The organism is Streptomyces cellostaticus, assembly GCF_023630175.1.
GTDB lineage: Bacteria > Actinomycetota > Actinomycetes > Streptomycetales > Streptomycetaceae > Streptomyces > Streptomyces cellostaticus_A.
In genome coordinates this window covers 1-19,391 of sequence record NZ_JALLIN010000009.1, presented here as the reverse complement: position 1 = coordinate 19,391, position 19,391 = coordinate 1, and the positions used below count along the sequence as shown (strand labels likewise).

The 19,391-nt window shown below is 73.7% G+C and carries 14 protein-coding genes; 8 read left to right on the top strand and 6 right to left on the bottom strand.

Annotated features, from left to right (window positions below; translation table 11 throughout):
* Window positions 1-85: 85 nt before the first annotated feature.
* Entirely contained in the window at window positions 86-1,633 is a 1,548-nt protein-coding gene (locus tag MXD57_RS07785; RefSeq protein WP_250400578.1) for a PucR family transcriptional regulator, read from the bottom strand.
* A 241-nt stretch (window positions 1,634-1,874) separates the two neighbouring features.
* On the opposite strand from MXD57_RS07785, the gene speB reads away from it, so the two are divergent.
* Window positions 1,875-2,846, top strand: a complete 972-nt coding sequence (gene speB / locus MXD57_RS07780; protein ID WP_250400577.1) for an agmatinase — start codon at window positions 1,875-1,877, stop codon at window positions 2,844-2,846.
* A gap of 5 nt (window positions 2,847-2,851) precedes the next feature.
* The gene (locus MXD57_RS07775; RefSeq protein ID WP_250400701.1) at window positions 2,852-4,537 is read left to right on the top strand and encodes a thiamine pyrophosphate-binding protein; all 1,686 of its coding nucleotides are present in this window, start codon (window positions 2,852-2,854) and stop codon (window positions 4,535-4,537) included.
* Between the two features lie 70 nt (window positions 4,538-4,607).
* On the opposite strand, the gene MXD57_RS07770 is transcribed toward MXD57_RS07775, so the two are convergent.
* Together MXD57_RS07770 and MXD57_RS07765 are read right to left on the bottom strand one after the other, a co-directional pair.
* A complete protein-coding gene (locus MXD57_RS07770; RefSeq protein WP_250400576.1) occupies window positions 4,608-5,396 on the bottom strand; it encodes an endonuclease I family protein in 789 nt (262 codons plus the stop codon).
* A 161-nt stretch (window positions 5,397-5,557) separates the two neighbouring features.
* Entirely contained in the window at window positions 5,558-5,929 is a 372-nt protein-coding gene (locus MXD57_RS07765) for a hypothetical protein (RefSeq protein WP_250400575.1), read from the bottom strand.
* A gap of 72 nt (window positions 5,930-6,001) precedes the next feature.
* Here MXD57_RS07765 and MXD57_RS07760 point away from each other — a divergent pair, with 72 nt between their 5' ends.
* From MXD57_RS07760 to MXD57_RS07740, 5 genes are all read left to right on the top strand, one after another.
* Window positions 6,002-6,925 carry a serine hydrolase gene (locus MXD57_RS07760; RefSeq protein WP_250400574.1) on the top strand — a complete coding sequence of 308 codons (924 nt, stop codon included), beginning with the start codon at window positions 6,002-6,004 and terminating at the stop codon, window positions 6,923-6,925.
* Between the two features lie 122 nt (window positions 6,926-7,047).
* On the top strand, window positions 7,048-10,779 hold the full coding sequence (locus tag MXD57_RS07755) for an ABC transporter ATP-binding protein (RefSeq protein WP_250400573.1): 3,732 nt from the start codon (window positions 7,048-7,050) through the stop codon (window positions 10,777-10,779).
* A gap of 142 nt (window positions 10,780-10,921) precedes the next feature.
* Window positions 10,922-11,314, top strand: a complete 393-nt coding sequence (locus tag MXD57_RS07750) for a hypothetical protein (RefSeq protein ID WP_250400572.1) — start codon at window positions 10,922-10,924, stop codon at window positions 11,312-11,314.
* A 144-nt stretch (window positions 11,315-11,458) separates the two neighbouring features.
* A complete protein-coding gene (locus MXD57_RS07745) occupies window positions 11,459-12,880 on the top strand; it encodes a S28 family serine protease (protein WP_250400571.1) in 1,422 nt (473 codons plus the stop codon).
* A 231-nt stretch (window positions 12,881-13,111) separates the two neighbouring features.
* Window positions 13,112-14,947, top strand: coding sequence for a glycoside hydrolase family 3 protein (locus MXD57_RS07740; protein ID WP_250400570.1), 1,836 nt, complete (start codon window positions 13,112-13,114; stop codon window positions 14,945-14,947).
* A 185-nt stretch (window positions 14,948-15,132) separates the two neighbouring features.
* Here the strand turns inward: MXD57_RS07740 and MXD57_RS07735 are convergent, their stop codons facing one another.
* Together MXD57_RS07735 and MXD57_RS07730 are read right to left on the bottom strand one after the other, a co-directional pair.
* Window positions 15,133-16,380, bottom strand: coding sequence for an MFS transporter (locus MXD57_RS07735; RefSeq protein WP_250400569.1), 1,248 nt, complete (start codon window positions 16,378-16,380; stop codon window positions 15,133-15,135).
* Between the two features lie 273 nt (window positions 16,381-16,653).
* Window positions 16,654-17,454 (bottom strand): sugar phosphate isomerase/epimerase family protein, encoded by an 801-nt coding sequence (locus MXD57_RS07730; protein ID WP_250400568.1) that lies wholly within the window; start codon window positions 17,452-17,454, stop codon window positions 16,654-16,656.
* On the opposite strand from MXD57_RS07730, the gene MXD57_RS07725 reads away from it, so the two are divergent.
* Window positions 17,453-17,767, top strand: a complete 315-nt coding sequence (locus MXD57_RS07725; RefSeq protein WP_250400567.1) for a hypothetical protein — start codon at window positions 17,453-17,455, stop codon at window positions 17,765-17,767. The genes MXD57_RS07730 and MXD57_RS07725 overlap by 2 nt on opposite strands.
* A 140-nt stretch (window positions 17,768-17,907) precedes the next feature.
* On the opposite strand, the gene MXD57_RS07720 is transcribed toward MXD57_RS07725, so the two are convergent.
* Window positions 17,908-18,957 (bottom strand): LacI family DNA-binding transcriptional regulator, encoded by a 1,050-nt coding sequence (locus tag MXD57_RS07720; RefSeq protein WP_250400566.1) that lies wholly within the window; start codon window positions 18,955-18,957, stop codon window positions 17,908-17,910.
* Between the last annotated feature and the right edge of the window lie 434 nt (window positions 18,958-19,391).

Here is a 19,391-nt window from a genome sequence, read left to right as displayed (position 1 = left end):
TGTGGGGCAGCGCACCGGGCGCGTCCTCGGCATGCCGCGTGCTGGGACCTGGATCACTGGGTTCCGGCGCGGCACCGGGCACCGGTCAGCCCCGGCGCAGCGCGAACCACATCTCCATGCGCACGTCCGCGTCGTCCAGGTCGGCGTCCAGCAGCGCGGCGCAGCGGGCGATCCGCTGCCGCACGGTGTTGCGGTGCACGTCCAGCGCCACCGCCGTACGGTCCCAACTGCCGTGCAGCGACAGCCAGGCGCGCAGGGTCTCGGTGAGCGCGGGCTGGGCGCCGAGCGGCGCGAGCAGCGCCCGGGCGTGCGCCTCGGCGTCCGCGGGGGGCACCAGGTCCGCCAGGCCCGGCCGGGCACCGTGCCGGACCAGCGGGACGCGGGTGGCGCGGGCGCGGGCCAGCGCGCGGGCCGCCCGGGTGTCGGCGGCGGGCCACTCGCCGGGGCCGGCCGCCGCGCTGACCCCGAGGGTCCAGCCCGGCTGCGGCACCGGCTCCCGCGCGGCGGGCACCAGCACCCGGACGACGTCACGGGCCACGTCCACCAGCGGCGAGCCGAGGGCGGCGCCCAGCGCCGAGGCGGCCACGGCGTCCGGTGACCGGCTCTCCGGCCGGGCGTGCACGACGATCCACTCGCCGTCGCCGAGCAGCGGCGCCACCGCCTCGGGCGACGAACCGAGCAGCAGCCGCACGAGCGCGGCCGTCCGGGCCGCGCCGGACCCGCTCCGGTGCTCGCCGGTCAGCAGGGAGAGCAGTACGGCGGCGACGGAGGCGATGGTGTGGTCCCCGGGCCCGCGCGGTCCGGAGGCCATCGCGAGCACGAACCCCTCGCCGGCCCCGAGAGCGTAGGCGGCGAGGTGGGTGTCGCCGAGGGTGTCGGCGGCGGAGGAGGGGGCCGGCCGGGCCGGCGGGGGCTGGACGGCGCCGGCGGCGCCGCCGGAGCGCCCGGTGCCTGCGTCGCCCTCCGGGGGCCGCGGGCCGCCCGGCCGGACCACCTCCGCCAGCTTCGCCAGTGCCTCCCGCACCTCGCCGGACACCGCCCGGCCCGCCTCCGCGACGCCGGTGCCGTCCGGGCCGAACAGGATCGCGTGACCCCCCAGGTGCCGGGCGAGCCGGCGCAGCACCGCGGGCACCGGGTCCGGGCGGGAGGCCGCCGCCGCGAGGCTCTGCTGGGCGTCGGTCACGCGGCGCAGCTCGGCCAGGCGGGCCTGCGCCATGAGCTGCCAGACCGCGCGGGCCACGCCCGAGAAGGTGGTCCGGGGCGGGACCTCGAGCAGCGGGAGGCGCTGCGCGTCGCAGGCCGCGATCAGGGCGGGCGGCACGGTGTCGTGCACCGGGGCCAGTCCGAAGCCGAGGGCCGCGCCGCCCGCCGCCACGATCCGGGAGACGTAGTCGTCGAAGTACGTGCCCGCCTCCGCCGCCCGCGGGATGTGCACCCCGGCCGTCAGCAGCAGCTCGCCGCCCAGCAGATACGGGTACGGGTCGGCCATCTCCGAGGTGTGCGCCGCGTGGATCACCAGGGACGGACCCGACGGGCCCGCGATCTGGCGCAGGGCGAGGTCCTCCCGGGACAGCAGGGCCGAGAGCGCGACCGGTGGCGTCGGTGGGACGGCTGGGGCGACCGGTTCCGGCATGGTGTGCGTTCCCTCCATCCAGCCCCGTTCGTATGGATGAAACGTACACTTCGCAGTCGCTTTCCGGCCACCTAGTGTCAAGTCGGACCGGCAGCCGCGGGTACGGGCGGATGTCCCCGCGGTGGGAACGCCTCGCGGGACGATCCCCCGAACTCGCGTCCGAACCGGTGGCGGCTCGCCAGTAGAGTTGTCCGGAAAGCAGTACAAGCGTGATGAAACGCTGGAAAGAAGGCATTTGACCATGAGCAGTAACGAGACGCCCCGCGGCCCCGTCGACTCCTCCCGCGTCCCGCGGTACGCCGGGCCCGCGACCTTCGCCCGGCTGCCCCGCCTCGACGAGGTCGGCACCGCCGACGTCGCCGTGGTGGGCGTGCCGTTCGACTCCGGTGTCTCGTACCGGCCGGGCGCCCGCTTCGGCGGCAACGCGATCCGCGAGGCGTCCCGGCTGCTGCGCCCCTACAACCCTGCGCAGGACGCCTCCCCGTTCGCCCTCGCGCAGGTCGCGGACGGCGGCGACATCGCCGTGAACCCGTTCAACATCAACGAGGCCGTGGAGACCATCGAGGCGGCGGCCGACGACCTGCTGGGCACGGGCGCCCGCCTGATGACCCTGGGCGGCGACCACACCATCGCGCTGCCGCTGCTGCGCTCGGTGGCGAAGAGGCACGGCCCGGTGGCTCTGCTCCACTTCGACGCCCACCTGGACACCTGGGACACCTACTTCGGCGCCGAGTACACCCACGGCACCCCGTTCCGCCGCGCGGTGGAGGAGGGCATCCTCGACACCGAGGCGCTCTCCCACGTTGGTACCCGGGGCCCGCTGTACGGCAAGCAGGACCTCACCGACGACGAGAAGATGGGCTTCGGCATCGTCACCTCGGCGGACGTCTACCGCCGCGGTGCCGACGAGGTGGCCGACCAGCTCCGCCAGCGCATCGGCGACCGTCCGCTGTACATCTCCATCGACATCGACTGCCTCGACCCGGCCCACGCCCCGGGCACCGGCACCCCGGAGGCGGGCGGCATGACCTCCCGCGAGCTCCTGGAGATCCTGCGCGGGCTGGCGTCCTGCAACCTGGTGTCGGCCGACGTGGTGGAGGTCGCCCCCGCGTACGACCACGCCGAGATCACCTCGGTGGCGGCCTCCCACACGGCGTACGAACTGACCACCCTCATGAGCCGCCGGATCGCGGCGGCCCGGAAGGACGCGTGAGCGAAGTGACCCACGACCACGATCCGGTGCTCCGCCCGACCGAGGCACAGATCTCGACCGCGCTGAACCCTCCCCCCGGGCGCACCGGCGGAGACCTGGTCGTGGAGACCCTGGCCGGGCTGGGCGCGACCACCGTCTTCGGCCTGCCCGGCCAGCACGCCCTCGGCGTGTTCGACGCCCTGCGCCGCTCGTCGCTGCGCTACGTCGGCCTGCGCGTGGAGAACAACGCGGGTTTCGCGGCCGACGCGTACGGCCGGATCACCGGTGAGGCGGCCCCGCTGCTGCTCTCCACCGGCCCGGGCGCGCTGACCTCGCTGGCCGCCCTGCAGGAGGCCGCCGCCGCCTCCGCCCCGGTGCTGGCGATCAGCAGCCAGATCCCCACCGCCGGCCTGGGCGGCGGCCGGCACGGCTACCTTCACGAACTCCCCGACCAGGCGGCCTCGTTCCGGGGCGTGGTCAAGTCGGTCCACACCGTCCGCACCCAGTCCCAGATCCCCTCCGCCGTCGCGGCGGCCTGGCAGTCGGCGCTGACGGCTCCGCACGGCCCGGTGTGGGTGGAGATCCCCCAGGACGTGCTGCTCGCCCCGACCGCGCTTCCGGTGGTCACGGCGCTGGACGCCACCCCGGACGACCTTCTCCCGCGCCCCGAACTGACCGCGGTGGCGGCCGACCTGCTGTCCCGCGCGGTCCGCCCGGCGGTCATCGCGGGCGGCGGGGTCGTACGGTCCGACGCGTCCGGGAAGCTGAGGGCGCTGGCGGAGAGGCTGGACGCCCCGGTGGCGACGACCTTCGGCGGCAAGGGCGCCTTCCCCTGGACCCATCCCCTCTCCCTGCGGTCCTGGCTCGAGGACCGTCACACCACCGACTTCCTGGAGGACGCCGACGTCCTCCTGGTCGTCGGCTCGGGCCTCGGCGAACTCTCCTCGAACTACCACACGTTCAAGCCGCGCGGCCGGGTGATCCAGATCGAGGCCGACCTCGGCAAACTGGAGTCCAACCACCCGGCACTCGGCATCCACGCGGACGCCCGCCTCGCCCTCCAGGCCCTGCTGGAGACGGTGGAGGAGCGGGCCGACCCGTCGGCGCCGGAGCGGGTGCGGGAACTGCTCGCCAAGGTCGAGGACCGGATCGCCGGCCAGGAACTCACCCTGGAGCAGGGCGTTCTGGCCGCGGTCCGCCGCGCCCTCCCCGCCGGCTCCCCGTCCTTCTGGGACATGACGATCCTGGCCTACTGGGCCTGGTCCGCCTTCGACCCCCGGGGCGCGAACACCATGCACTCCGCGCAGGGCGCCGGCGGCCTCGGCTACGGCTTCCCCGCCGCCCTCGGCGCCGCGGCGGCCGACCCCACCCGCCCCGTCCTGGCGGTGTCCGGCGACGGCGGCGCCCTGTACTCGATCGCCGAACTGGCCACGGCCCGCCAGTACGACCTGCCGGTCACCTGGCTGATCGTCGACGACGGCGGCTACGGCATCCTCCGCGAGTACATGAACGACGCCTTCGGCCGGGCCACGGCCACCGAGCTGACCCGCCCGGACTACGTGGCCCTGGCGGAGTCCTTCGGCGTACCGGGCGTCCTGACGACCCCGGAGACCCTGCAGGAGGACCTGGCGAAGGCGCTCGCGGCGCCGGGTCCGTCGGTGGTCGTACTCCCCGCGGTGCTGCGGATGTTCGCGCCGACCCACCTGGACTGACCGGTCGCGCCGGACGCCGGACGGCGGTGGACTTCCCCTTCGCGGGCGGAGGTTCACCGCCGTCGTGCGTTCACCAGATCGCGTCGACCCACTCCGGGTGGTCGATGAACGGGTTGCGGTTGTGCTGGTATGTGTCGTATATGACCTGGTTGCGCCTCTCCTCGAAGGCGCTCGGCGGGTCCTCGTCGTTCCACTGCTTGAGGACGGACAGCCTGCCGATGTACGGGTTGCTGCCGTTGCTGACCTTCTCGTTGGGCTCCAGGTCGGCGAAGCCGTCGCCCCCGTCGTAGCGGACCGCCATGTAGAGGATCATCCTGGCCACGTCGCCCTTGTCCGCGTCGCGCGGCTCGAAGGAGTCGGCGTCGGTGAGGCTGCCGCCCCCGCCGCTGACCGCGCTGCCGCCGTCGTCGAAGTCCTTGTTGCCGCGGATGCCGTTGACCTGGACGTCCGCGGGGCGCAGGTGGTGCAGGTCGGTGCCGGGGCCGGTCACCTCGCCGAAGTCACCGTGCGACTTGGCCCACACGTGCTCGCGGTTCCAGTCGCCGGTGCTGCCGCCGTTGAGGGACTTGGCGCGTGAGACGCCGCTGTACAGCAGGATCACGTTGCTGCTGTTGTCCGGGTCCTGGTCGGTGACCTTCAGCGCGTCCCAGACCGCCGAGTACGAGATCCTGCTCTGGCTGCTGACGATGGTGTGCAGCGAGGACTTGAGGCTCGCGCCCGTCTTGCCGACGGCGTTCCTGTAGTACGTGCTGTCGTACGAGGTCGTCGTCGCGCTTGCCGGGGTGGCGATCGCCGTGGGCAGGGTGAGGCCGACGAGCAGGGCCGAAACGGCCAGTGCCGGAGCCTTCCGGCGGGGCATGTGCGTCACGGTCATGTGGGGGCCGATCTACGCGGGTTGATTGAGCGGACAACCGCAGCGTGACATGAACATGCGCATCAAGGGGTGAAGCGGAGGTGACCGTTGTGTGTCGGGACCCGGCAGGCCGCCTGTCATGGGCGTCATGTGGCGCGGAGAAGCAATCAGTTCAGCAGGCCGGGGAACTTCTCGCGGTACTCGGCCAGTTGGGCGTCGTAACCCGCCCGGTGCTCCGCCAGCTCCTCGTCGTTGATGTTTCCCGGGGGCACCGGTCCGGCCGTCAGGAAGCCCGGTATGGAGCGGAATATCTCCGACGCGGCCTTCCAGTGCTCGCCGCCGCCGTACCGGCGAGCCGCCGTGAGCACCTCGTACAGGTCGCCCTTGACGCGCCTGACGCGGATCTCCGGGCTGTCCTTCGCGTTCGGCGCCGCGTCCGGGGTGATGAGTTCCCGGTCCACCCGGGCGAGGAGGCGCAGCACGGCCAGTGCCGCGAACAGGCGCCCGGACTGCTTCAGCTGACCTTCCGTCTCCGGCATGGCTGAAGCATTGCCACCCCCGTGACCGGCCACACGTACAACCGTCGCCCACCCCGGTGAGTCAACGCATGCATGACTTCCCGCACATCCGTACGCGCCGGCGCCCTGGCGGCCGCCCTCGGCGCCGTGGTGCTCATACCGGCGGTCGCCGCCACCCCGGCCGCGGCGGCGACCGCGCCCACCGTCAGCTGCACGTCCGCCAAGGCGGGCCTGGCCGACAAGCTGAAGAAGGACATCACCGCGGCGCTCGCGAACCGCAAGGGCAGCGTCGCGATCGGCCTGTACGACCGGTCCACGAAGACCACCTGCACCCTGCGCGCCACCACCTCCTACGACTCGGCCAGCACCGTCAAGGTCACCGTGCTCGCCACCCTGCTGTGGGACGCCAAGAAGCACAACCGGTACCTGACCGACCGTGAGGCCTCACTCGCCAAGGCCATGATCACCAAGTCGGACAACAGCGCGACCAGCACGCTCTGGAAGCAGCTCGGCATGACGAGGATCAAGGGCTTCCTGTCCGCCGCCGGGATGACCAGGACCGTCCCGGGCGCGAACGGCTACTGGGGACTGACCCAGGAGAACGTCACCGACGAGCAGAAGCTGCTCAAGCTCGTCACCGCCAGGAACAGCGTGCTGAGCGACAACTCCCGCGCCTACATCCGCAAGCTGATGAACCAGGTCGTCTCCTCGCAGCGCTGGGGCACGCCGGCCGGCGCTCCGTCCACGGTCACCGTGCACGTCAAGAACGGCTGGCTGCAGCGCGCCACGCACGGCTGGCGCGTGCACAGCCTCGGCACCTTCGACGGCGGCGGCCACGACTACATGATGTCCGTGCTGACGCAGGACAACAGCACCATGAGCTACGGCGTCACCACCATCCAGAACGTCGCCAGGGCCGTCCACAAGGACCTGGCGCCGACGACGTCCGCCGTGGCGCGCTACACCCCGACGAGCACGCCGAGCGAGGCCCGGGTCGCGGTGCCGCCGCGGGGCTGAAGCGGATCCGCCGCTCACGGGCGCGGTCCCGGCGCCCGGCCCCGTTCGCCGCGGGGGGATGAAATCCGCGCGCCCCGGCGTTGGTGCCTTCCGGTAGAGCAGGACGACAGGAAGGCACCGGCGTGGCAGCGCAACGGGGATGGGCACGGCGACTGGCGGGCTACGCCTGGCGGTACCCGAAGGACGTGGTCCTCGCCCTCGGCTCCTCCCTCGGCGGCATGGCCGTCATGGCCGTCGTCCCGCTGTTCACCAAGGTGATCATCGACGACGTGATCGGCTCCCACACCCGCTCCATGGCCGTGTGGGCCGGGGCCCTGCTCGGTGCGGCCGCCCTGGTCTACGTCTTCACCTACGTCCGCCGCTACTACGGCGGACGGCTCGCCCTGGACGTCCAGCACGACCTGCGGACCGAGATGTACGGCGCGATCACCCGTCTCGACGGCCGCCGCCAGGACGAGCTCTCCACCGGGCAGGTGGTCGGCCGGGCCACCAGCGACCTCCAGCTCATCCAGGGCCTGCTCTTCATGCTCCCGATGACCATCGGGAACGTCCTGCTCTTCCTGATCTCCCTGGTGATCATGGCGTGGCTGTCGCCGCCGCTGACCCTGGTCGCGCTGGCCGTGGCCCCCGCCCTGTACGCGATCGCCAAGCGCAGCCGCAGCAAGCTCCACCCCGCCACCTGGTACGCCCAGGCCCAGGCCGCCGCCGTGGCCGGCGTCGTGGACGGCGCGGTGAGCGGTGTCCGCGTGGTGAAGGGGTTCGGGCAGGAGGAGCAGGAGACCGGGAAGCTGCGTGAGGTCGGCCGCCGCCTCTTCGCGGGACGGCTGCGCACCATCCGGCTGAACAGCAGGTTCACCCCGGCCCTGCAGGCCGTGCCGGCCCTCGGCCAGGTCGCCATGCTGGCCCTCGGCGGCTGGCTGGCCGTGCGCGGCCACATCACGCTCGGCACCTTCGTGGCCTTCTCCACCTACCTCGCCCAGCTCGTCGGCCCGGTCCGCATGCTCGCCGTGGTGCTCACCGTCGGGCAGCAGGCCCGGGCCGGCACCGAGCGGGTGCTGGAGCTGATCGACACCGAGCCGACCATGAAGGACGGCACGAAGCCCCTCCCGGCCGACGCGCCCGCGACCGTCGAGTTCGACGACGTGTCGTTCGGATACGACCTCGCCCCCGGCGCGGCCCGCCCCGTCCTCGACGGCCTCAGCTTCGAGATCCGGTCCGGCGAGACCCTGGCCGTCGTCGGCTCCTCCGGCTCCGGCAAGTCCACCGTCTCCCTGCTCCTGCCGCGCTTCTACGACGTCACCCGGGGTGCCGTCCTCGTCGGCGGGCACGACGTGCGCGAACTGACCCTGGACTCGCTCAGGGCCGCGATCGGCCTGGTCCCCGAGGACTCGTTCCTCTTCTCCGACACCGTCCGCGCGAACATCGCCTACGGCCGCCCGGACGCCACCCAGGAGCAGGTCGAGGCCGCCGCCCGCGCCGCCCAGGCGGACCGCTTCATCGGCGAGCTGCCCGAGGGCTACGACACCAAGGTCGGCGAGCACGGCCTGACCCTCTCCGGCGGCCAGCGCCAGCGGGTCGCGCTCGCCCGCGCCCTGCTCACCGACCCCCGCCTGCTGGTCCTGGACGACGCCACCTCCGCCGTGGACGCCCGTGTGGAGCACGAGATCCACGAGGCGCTGAAGCACGTGATGGAGGGCCGTACGACCCTGCTCATCGCCCACCGCCGCTCCACCCTGAACCTCGCCGACCGCATCGCCGTCCTGGACGGCGGACGGCTCGCCGACCTCGGCACCCACGAGGAACTGCAGGAGCGCTGCGCCCTGTACCGCCGGCTGCTGACCGACCCCGACGAGCTGGGCGGCGTCTCCCCGGGCCGCACCGAGCCCGCCGAGCCGCGGGAGGACACCAGCCTGCGCGAGGAACTGGACGCCGAGTTCGACGCCGAGGCCGGCATCACCCCCCGGTTGTGGACGGGCGAGCGCCGGCCCAGGGACGAGGCCATGGCCGGCACCCCCGCCACCCCCGAACTCCTCGCCCAGGTCGAGGCGCTGCCCCCGGCCACCGACACCCCCGACGTCGACGAGGCCCGCGCGGTGCGCCCCGAGCGGTCGTACGGCCTGCGCCGCCTGCTGCACGGCTTCGGCCTGCCGCTGCTGGTCAGCCTGCTGCTGGTCGCCGTGGACGCGGGCATGGGCCTGCTGCTGCCGGTGCTGATCCGGCACGGCATCGACCAGGGCGTCAGCAGGGCGGCCCTGGGCGCGGTGTGGGCCGCGTCGCTGCTGGGCCTGCTCACGGTGCTGGTGCAGTGGGCCGCCCAGATCGGCGAGACCCGGATGACCGGCCGCACCGGCGAGCGCGTGCTGTACGCGCTGCGGCTGAAGATCTTCGCCCAGCTCCAGCGGCTCGGCCTCGACTACTACGAGCGCGAGCTGACCGGCCGGATCATGACCCGGATGACCACGGACGTCGACGCCCTGTCCACCTTCCTGCAGACCGGCCTGGTCACCGCGTTCGTCTCGGTCGTCACCTTCTTCGGCATCATGACCGCCCTGCTGGTGCTCGACGTGCAGCTCGCCCTGGTCGTCTTCGCCACCCTGCCCCCGCTGGTCGTCGCCACCTTCTTCTTCCGCCGGGCCAGCGTCACCGCGTACGAACTCGCCCGTGAGCGGGTGTCGCTGGTCAACGCCGACCTCCAGGAGTCGGTGGCCGGACTCAGGATCGTGCAGGCCTTCCGGCGCGAGGGGGACGGCGCGCGCCGGTTCGCCGAGCGCAGCGACAGCTACCGCGCCGCCCGCATCCGCGGCCAGTGGCTGATCTCGGTCTACTTCCCGTTCGTCCAGCTCCTGTCCTCGGTCGCCGCGGCCGCCGTGCTGATCACCGGTGCCGGCCGGGTGGAGGCGGCCACGCTGACCACCGGCGCGCTGGTGGCGTACCTGCTGTACATCGACCTGTTCTTCGCCCCGGTCCAGCAGCTCTCCCAGGTCTTCGACGGCTATCAGCAGGCCACCGTCTCCCTCGGCCGCATCCAGGAGCTGCTGCGCGAGCCGACCTCCACCGGCTCCGCCGACACGCCCCGCGAGGTCGGTTCCCTGCGCGGCGACATCGCCTTCGAGGACGTGAGCTTCGCCTACGGCACCGACGAGGCGGCGCTCACCGGCGTCGACCTCACGATCCCGGCCGGGCAGACGGTCGCCTTCGTCGGCGAGACGGGGGCGGGCAAGTCGACGCTGGTGAAGCTGGTGGCCCGGTTCTACGACCCCACCTCCGGCCGGGTCACGGCCGACGGCACGGATCTGCGGGCCCTGGACCTGACCTCGTACCGGCACCGCCTCGGGGTGGTCCCGCAGGAGGCGTACCTCTTCCCGGGCACCGTCCGGGACGCCATCGCCTACGGCCGCCCCGAGGCCACCGACGCCGAGGTCGAGGCCGCGGCGCGGGCGGTCGGCGCGCACGAGATGATCGCCACGCTCGACGGCGGCTACCTGCACGAGGTGGCCGAGCGCGGCCGCAACCTCTCGGCCGGCCAGCGCCAGCTCATCGCGCTCGCCCGCGCCGAACTGGTCGACCCGGACGTCCTGCTCCTCGACGAGGCCACGGCCGCCCTGGACCTGGCCACCGAGGCCCAGGTCAACCAGGCCACCGACCGGCTGGCCGGCCGTCGCACGACGCTGGTGGTCGCGCACCGGCTGACCACGGCCGCGCGCGCCGACCGGGTGGTGGTCATGGACCACGGCCGGGTCGCCGAGGACGGCACCCACGACGAACTCCTGGCCCTGGGCGGCCGGTACGCCGAGCTGTGGCGGACCTTCATCGGCCGGTCCGAACCGGAGGAGCCGGTCGGCGCCGTCCGCTGAGCACCCCGGAGCGAAGCACCCCGGCGGGCCGTCTCGCCGACGGCCGTGCAACCATCCGACACAGGTCGTGCGTCCGTACACGAGTACGGTCGTCGGTGACGTATGCCGGGGACGTACGACCGCGGTACGGGGAGGGACGACGATGGACTGTGGTGCCATACGCCGGCGCCTGGCGCTCGGCGCGGCCGCGCTGGCCGCCTCCGGCGCGCTCGCGCTCGCGGTGCCCGGCGCCGCCCAGGCGGCACCGGCCGGCTCCTGCGCCGGACGCGAGGTGCGCACCCTGCCGTTCAGCGCCGGAGTCGTGCACGTCTACAAGCGCAACGGCTACGTCTGCGTCGTCACCGTGGCCCGGCACCCCGGGGCCCGCCGCCTCATGTCGGTCAGCCTCCAGGCCCGCGGCAACCGGCCGGTCCTGGACACGGGCCGGTTCAAGCACCACGCCGGCCCGGTGACGGTGCACGCCGGGCAGCGCTGCGTGTGGGTGCGGGGCTCGGTGGGGCGCGCCTCGGTCAGCTCCGGCTGGTTCCTGTGCTGACCGCCGCGTCGCCGCGCCCCTGAATCCCCGACCGGCACGGCCAGGTAAACCGCAGATCCATCCAAACCGCACAACCCCCTCTGGTGCCACGGCAGTTGCTCCGCTAGCTTCCGGCGCACATCTGTCTCACAGGGGAGAGTGCGCATGCGCAAGGCGCTCAGATGGCTGCTGGCGCTCACGGTGTTCATAGGCACGCTGAGCACAGCGGGCGCGGCCACCGCCGCCCAGTCCGAGCCCGACATCAAGGACCGGTTCCTGGCGATACCCGGCATGAGCCTGGTCCAGGAGAAGCCGCACCCCGGCTACCGGTACTTCGTACTGAACTACACCCAGCCGGTCGACCACCGGCACCCGTCCGCGGGCACGTTCCAGCAGCGGATCACCGTGCTGCACAAGGACACCAGCCGCCCGACGGTCTTCTACACCGGCGGCTACAACGTCTCCACGACCCCGTCCCGCCGGGAACCCACCCAGATCGTGGACGGCAACCAGGTCTCCCTGGAGTACCGCTTCTTCACGCCGTCCCGGCCGGCGCCGGCCGACTGGTCCAAGCTGGACATCTGGCAGGCGGCCAGTGACCAGCACCGGGTCTACCGGGCCCTGAAGCCGGTCTACTCCGCCAACTGGCTCGCCACCGGCGGCTCCAAGGGCGGCATGACGGCCACCTACTTCGAGCGCTTCTACCCGCGCGACATGGACGGCGTGATCGCGTACGTCGCCCCCAACGACGTCGTCGACAAGGAGGACTCGGCGTACGACCGGTTCTTCGCGGGCGTCGGCTCCAAGGAGTGCCGGGACCGGCTGAACGCCGTCCAGCGGGAGGCACTGGTGCGCCGCGAACCGCTGGAGGAGAGGTACGCGCGGTACGCGGCCGACAGCGGCTACACCTTCGACACCATCGGAAGCCTGGACAAGGCCTACGAGGCGGTCGTCCTCGACTACGTCTGGGGCTTCTGGCAGTACAGCCTGCTGGAGGACTGCGACACGATCCCCGCCGACGCGGCGACCGCGACCGACGACGCGATCTGGGACTCGGTCGACACCGTCTCCGGCTTCTCCGCCTACACCGACCAGGGCCTGGAGAGGTACACGCCGTACTACTACCAGGCGGGCACCCAGCTCGGCGCGCCCACCATCCACTTCCCGTACATCGAGAAGAAGCTGATCCGCTACGGCTACCAGCCGCCGCGCAACTTCGTGCCCCGCTCCATCCCGATGCGCTTCCAGCCGGACGCGATGCGGGACGTGGACACCTGGGTCAGGCGGCACGCCCGGCACATGCTCTTCGTCTACGGCGAGAACGACCCCTGGGGTTCGGAGCGGTTCCGCGTCGGCCGGGGCGCCCGTGACTCGTACGTCTTCACCGCCCCCGGCATGAACCACGGTGCCAACGTGGCGGGCCTGGTGGCCGACCAGAGGGCGCTGGCCACGGCACGCATCCTGGAGTGGGCGGGCGTCGCGCCCGCGGCCGTCCAGGCGGACCCGTCCGCGGCGCGGCCCCTGGCCCGCCACGACGCGAAGCTGGACGTACGGGACGTGGAGCGCGAGCCCGCGCTGCGTCCCTGAGTCACCGGTGCCGGTCCCCCGACCCGTGGGGGACCGGCACCGCGGGGCGCCGGACGACCGGGTGCGGCGCCCCGTCCCGCCTCCGCCGGAGGCGGCGGAGCGGCACGCCGGTCGGGCCGGGCACGGCCTCACCCGGGCGTCCTGTGCGTTCCCTTGACGGAAAGAAACTTCCCGGATATTGGTGGCTCCTTGGAAGTTTCCTTCAGCGGTTCTCCTCCGGAAGGAGCACGCGTGCACGACAGCAGCACGGGAAGCACGGGAAACACCCCGCGGCCGTCCAGACGGACCGTTCTCGCCGCCACCGCGGGCATCACGGCCGCGCTGACCGTACCGGCCACCGCCCACGCCGCCGCCTCCGGCGACACCAGGCTGCGCGCCCTCATCTCCCGCATGTCCCTGGAGGAGAAGGTCGGCCAGCTCTTCGTGATGCGGGTCTACGGCCACTCCGCCACCGCCCCCGACCAGGCCGACGTCGACGCCAACCTCGCGGAGATCGGGGTGCGCACGGCCGCCGAGCTGATCGCGAAGTACCGGGTCGGCGGCATCATCTACTTCACCTGGGCCCACAACACCCGGGACCCGCACCAGATCGCCGACCTGTCCAACGGCATCCAGCAGGCCTCCCTCGGGCAGCCCCGGGGTCTGCCGGTTCTCATCGCCACCGACCAGGAGCACGGCATCGTCTGCCGGGTGGGCGCACCGGCCACGCTGTTCCCGGGCGCGATGGCGATCGGCGCGGGCGGCCGCCCCGCCGACGCCCACACCCTCGGCCGCGTCTCCGGCGCCGAACTGCGTGCCATGGGTATCAACCAGGACTACAGCCCCGACGCCGACGTGAACGTCAACCCGGCCAACCCGGTCATCGGCGTACGGTCCTTCGGGGCCGATCCCGAGGCGGTGGCCCGGCTGGTCGCCGCCGAGGTGAGGGGCTATCAGGCCGCCCGGGTCGCGGCGACCGCCAAGCACTTCCCCGGCCACGGGGACACCGCCGTCGACAGCCACACCGGCTTCCCGGTCATCACGCACAGCCGGGAGCTGTGGGAGCGGCTGGACGCGGTCCCCTTCCGGGCGGCGATCGCGGCGGGCATCGACTCGATCATGACCGCGCACCTGCAGTTCCCGGCCCTCGACGACGCCGGGGACCCGGCCACCCTCTCCCACCCCATCCTGACCGGCATCCTGCGCGGTGAACTCGGCTACGACGGCGTCGTGGTCACCGACTCGCTCGGCATGGAGGGAGTGCGCACCAAGTACGGCGACGACCGGGTGCCGGTGCTCGCCCTGAAGGCCGGTGCCGACCAGCTCCTCAACCCGCCGTCGCTGGACGTGGCGTGGCACGCGGTCCTCGGGGCCGTCCGGGACGGCGAGCTGACCGAGGCCCGCCTGGACGAGTCGATCCTGCGCATCCTGCGGCTGAAGGCCCGGCTCGGACTCCTCGACCGGCCGCCCTACGTCACCGGTGCCGGCGTCGACCGCACGGTGGGCACCAGGGCCCATCTCGCCGCCGCCGACCGGATCGCCGAGCGGACCACGACCCTGCTCGTCAACGACGACCGCGTCCTCCCGCTCGACCGCGACGACCGGCCCAGGGTCCTCGTCGTGGGCGCCGACCCGGCCTCCCCGTCCGGCACGACCGGCCCGCCCACCACCGTCCTGGCGGCCGCCCTCACCGAACTCGGTTTCACCGCAACCGCCCTGTCCACCGGCACCGCGCCCTCCGCGACGGCGATCGGCAGGGCGGTGACGGCCGCGCGGGACGCCGACGCGGTGGTCGTGGCCACGTACAACGTGACGGCGGGCAGCAGCCAGCGGACCCTGGTGGAGCAGTTGCTCGGCACCGGGAAACCGGTGGTGGCCGTCGCCGTCCGGAACCCCTACGACGTGGCTCGGCTTCCCGCGGTCAAGGCGTTCCTGGCGACCTATTCCTGGACCGACGTCGAACTGCGCGCCGCCGCACGGGTGATCGCCGGCCGGGTGGTGCCGCACGGCAGGCTCCCGGTGCCGGTGCAGCGGGCGGACGATCCGGACCGGGTGCTGTACCCCCTGGGGTACGGGCTGACGTACTAGGCGCACTGCGCGTGCTGCGTGTGCCGCATGTGCCGGAGGCGCGCGGCGTGTCGGGGGCGGACGCCCCGGCGGGCGGGACCACCGCCCGTGTCCGGCGTGGCCCGGGTCAGGTCGGCCACGCCAGGCGGGAGGCGTCCGGGGGAGCGGCCGTCCGCGTCCCGCGCGCCGGGAAGCCGCCGTTCGGCTCAGGGGGCCTCCGGCACGGTCGGTTCCGCGGCTCCTGCCCGCAGTTCGGGAGTCGCCGCCGCGACCGCCGCGACCGCGAGGACGCACATCAGACCGCCGCCCACCAGTGCCGTCGCCCCGGAACTGAAGCCCGCGAGCAGACCGCCGCGCACATTGCCGAGGCTGGGGCCCGCCTGCCCGACGATCTGCTCGGCCGCCGTGACCCGGCCCAGCAGCGCGTCCGGGGTGCGGGTCTGCACGATCGTGGAGCGGGAGACGACCGCGGTGGCGTCCGCCGCGCCCGCGAGGACGAGCAGGGCGAGACCGGCCCAGGGGCTGGTGGACACCCCGAACAGGACCAGTGCCACGCCCCAGGTGCCGGAGGCGCACAGCATCACCGTGCCCGGCCTGCCGAGCCGGGTCAGCGAGCCGGACAGGGCCGTCGCCGTGACGCCGCCCACCGCCAGGGCCGACAGGAACAGGCCGAGGGTGCGCGGGTCGTCGCCGAACCGCTCGGCGTTGACCAGTGGGAACAGGCTCACCGGGAAGGACAGCACGGTGGCGGCCAGGTCCGTGATCAGTGCTCCCCGCACCACCCGGTGCCCGGCCAGGAACCGCAGCCCGTCCAGTACCCCGCGCAGTCCCGCCCGCGACGGCTCGCCCTCCGGTGGCAGCGCGGGCAGCCCGAAGGCCCCGTGGAAGGCGAGTCCGAAGCTGAGCGCGTCCAGCAGGTAGCAGGCGCCGATGCCCAGCCGGCCCAGCAGCACACCGGCCAGAGCGGGGCCGAGCAGCATCATCGTCTGGCCGGTGACGAGGTTCAGGGCGAGCCCGGCGGGCACCTGCTCCGGGGGCAGCAGCCGGGGGACGAACACCCCGGCCGCCGGGGCGCCGAGCGCGCCGAACGACGACTGCACGGCGACCAGCGCGAGGACCGCCACCACCGGGACGTGCCCGGTGAACCCCTGCACGGCCAGCAGCAGCGAGCAGGCGGCCTGGCCCACGGTGGCCGCCAGATAGATCCGGCGCCGGTCTGCCCGGTCCACCCAGGCGCCCGCGAACAGCCCGAACACCACCAGCGGCAACGCCTGCGCCAGCCCGACCGCGCCGGTCCACGCGGTGCTGCGGGTCATGTCCCACACCTGGTACATGACCGTCACCATGGTCATGATCCCGCCGAGCACGGACACGGTCCGGCCGATCAGCAGCCGCCGGAAGACGGGCGAGGTGCGCAGCGGCGTCACGTCGACGAGCGAGCGGCTGAGCCTCACGGGAGCGAACGGGGACGCGCGGGCTGGGGAGTCACCGGGGGAGGCTAACCACCCCCCGTGGCCCCGGCCATCGAATTTCCCCGCGCCCGGCCGCCTGCCCCACGGCGCGGGACACCCACGTGTGCGGTGTGCCCGGGACCGGCCCGCCGCCGACGCCCGGCCCCGCCGCCGACGGCCCCGGGGCCGGAGGTGGGCCGCCCGGCGCGGGGCGTTCGCCCGGGGGCCGGCGGTGGAGCACGTGCGCCGGGCGGCCGTGGACAGGGTCCGGGCCGGTCAGGCCGCCTCGCCGAGCAGGCGTACGAGGTGCTCGCGGCCCGCGGTCAGCAGGCCGGGGAGCGGGGCGGCGGACTCGTGTCCGCGCTTGTCGTACTCCCAGCACAGCCAGCCGTCCCAGCCGTTGCGGCACAGGACGTCCACGCACTCGGTGAGCGGCAGGACGCCGGCGCCGAGCGGCAGCGGGCCGCTGTCCTCGGCCGAGGCGATGTCCTTGACCTGTACGTAGCCGAGGTGCGGGGCGAGCGCCGCGTAGCTGTCGACGGGCTGCTCGCCGCCCAGCCAGGTGTGCATCACGTCCCACAGCGCACCCACCTGCCGGTGCCCGACCGGGCCCAGCACACGGATCACGTCCGCGCCGGTGCGGTGCGAGTCGTGGGTCTCCAGCAGGATCCGGACGCCGAGCGCGGCGGCGTCCTCGGCGGCGGCACCGAGCCGCCGGGCCGCGAGGGCGTCGGACTCCTCGCGGGGCCGGTCCGGATCCGCGCCCGGGAAGACCCGGACGAAGGGGGCGCCCAGATCGTGGGCGAGCTGCAGGAGCAGTCGGATGTCGTCGAGGACGGGGGCGTCGTCGCCGGGCGCGGCGACGTGTGCGTATCCGGCCAGGCCGAGCAGTTCGATTCCGGTCGCTTTGAACAGTGCGGCCGTTTCCGCCTGCTCGGCGGGTGACAGTCCCGGGTGCACGGGCTCCTCGGGATGGGCGCGCAGTTCCACACCGTGGTAACCGTGCGCGGTCGCGAGCGCCAGGACGTCGGGGACGGGCAGGCCGGGGACACCGAGAGTGGAGAACGCCAGCTTCATGCTCGGACCCTACTCGCCGGGTGCCCGATCCGCGGAGATCCAACCGCCGCTCCCGGCCGACCGGATCCTGGCCGAAGGAGCGGTGCGGTCCCTCGGCGACGAGCACGAAGGCGAGCACGCAGACGAGCACGAGGCCGTGCTCCTGGTGGAGGCGCCGGGCACCGCCCGGCGTCGCTGGTCCACGGCGCCAGGCACCGGTGGCCGCCCGGCCGCACGGACGAAGCCGACGACGGAGCGCACCAGCCGGTCGCCGATCCGGCGCCCGCCCGGGCACCCCGGGACGCCGGGCCGCCGGGCCGCCGGACGCCCGTGAGGCGTCCGCCCGCCGGAAGGGGCGCGGGGAACGGACCGGGCGGCCCCCGCCGAACCGAACCCGCCGAACCGAACCCGCCGAACCGAACGCGCCGACCCGCACCCCCGACCCGCACTCCCCGAGCGGCGCCCCCCCACCGATCAGGCGCCCCGCGGAACCCCGGAGGAACCCCGCACCATCAGATCCCCCCGCACCGACGCGATCCCCCCGGGCGGAGCCTCCTCGCGGCCCATGGCGATACGCCCCGCCCGGGCCCCCGCCTCGGACAGCGGCAACCGCACCGTCGTCAGCGACGGCACCGCGTCGATGCTGAAGGGCAGGTCGTCGAAGCCGGCCACCGAGACGTCCGCGGGAATGCGCAGCCCGGACTCCCGCAGCGCGGCACACGCGCCCAGCGCGACGGAATCGTTCGCGGCGACGATCGCCGTCAGGGACGGGTCCCGGCGCAGCAGTTCCAGCGTGGCCTCGTGACCGGACCGGCGGTCGTAGCTGCCGTGGACCGTCCACCGCGGGTCATCCTCGATGCCGGCCGCCTCGAGCGCCGCGCGGTGCCCCTCCAGCCGGTGGCGGGTGGTGGTGCGCTCGTCGGGGCCCGCGAGGTAGCCGAGCCGCCGGTGCCCGAGGCCGACGAGGTGCTCCGTCAGGGCGCGGGCACCACCGCGGTTGTCGAAGGTCAGCGCGACGGATCCGGTGTCCGGCACGGGCGGCCGCCCGCACAGCACCACCCGGGTCCCGGCCTCGGCCAGCCTGCGCAGCTTGGCCGAGACCGCCGACGCGTGCGCCTCGTTCTCCACGGCTCCGCCGGTCAGCACCACCGCCGCGGCCCGCTGCCGCTGCAGCAGGGTGAGGTACGTCAGTTCCCGTTCGGGCGAGCCGCCGGTGTTGCACACGACCGCCAGCCGCTCACCGCCCGCCCGCCCGCCCGGCCCCCCGATCTCGGCCTGTATCGCGCTCGCCATGATCCCGAAGAACGGGTCCGCGATGTCGTTCACGAGGATGCCCACGAGGTCCGAGGTGGCCGCCGCGAGCGCGCTGGCGGGGCCGTTGAGGACGTAGTCCAGCTCGTCGACCGCCCGCAGCACCCGCTCCCGGGTGGACGCGGCCACCGGGTAGTTGCCGTTCAGCACGCGCGAAACCGTCGCGGGGGAGACCTGTGCGCGGGCCGCCACGTCCGCCAGGGTCACCGTCATCTCGTCGTCCTCCGGTCGCGCGGGGGGTCGCGCATTGGTGCTCGTACGTCCTGGTGCGCAGGCCGGGCACGGTCACGGTTCCGTCCGTGCCGAGCAGACCATAAGGCCAAGCAGGCGTTTTGTTCGCCCCCTCGAACAACTCGAAGAGGACACGGTCTGTCCGGACCCCTGCGCGCAGGCCGGCTCCACCGGACCCATCGGGGTCGAGCTGTTCGTCGAGGGGCTGTGGGTCCGGGGCGGCCGTGAGACGCCGGCCGGGCCGGCGGAGCGGGCCGGCGCCCAGGTATCCGGTGAAGGAAATTCCGGATCCCGTACAACCCTCCCCCCGCCTCCCGTGTCGAACTCTGCGTCCGGAACTCCGGGGGAGGGAACCCGGGGGGGATCGAGGGGTTCCGGCACGGAGGGGAAGGCCGAGGGGGTGGGGCCCGGGGGGG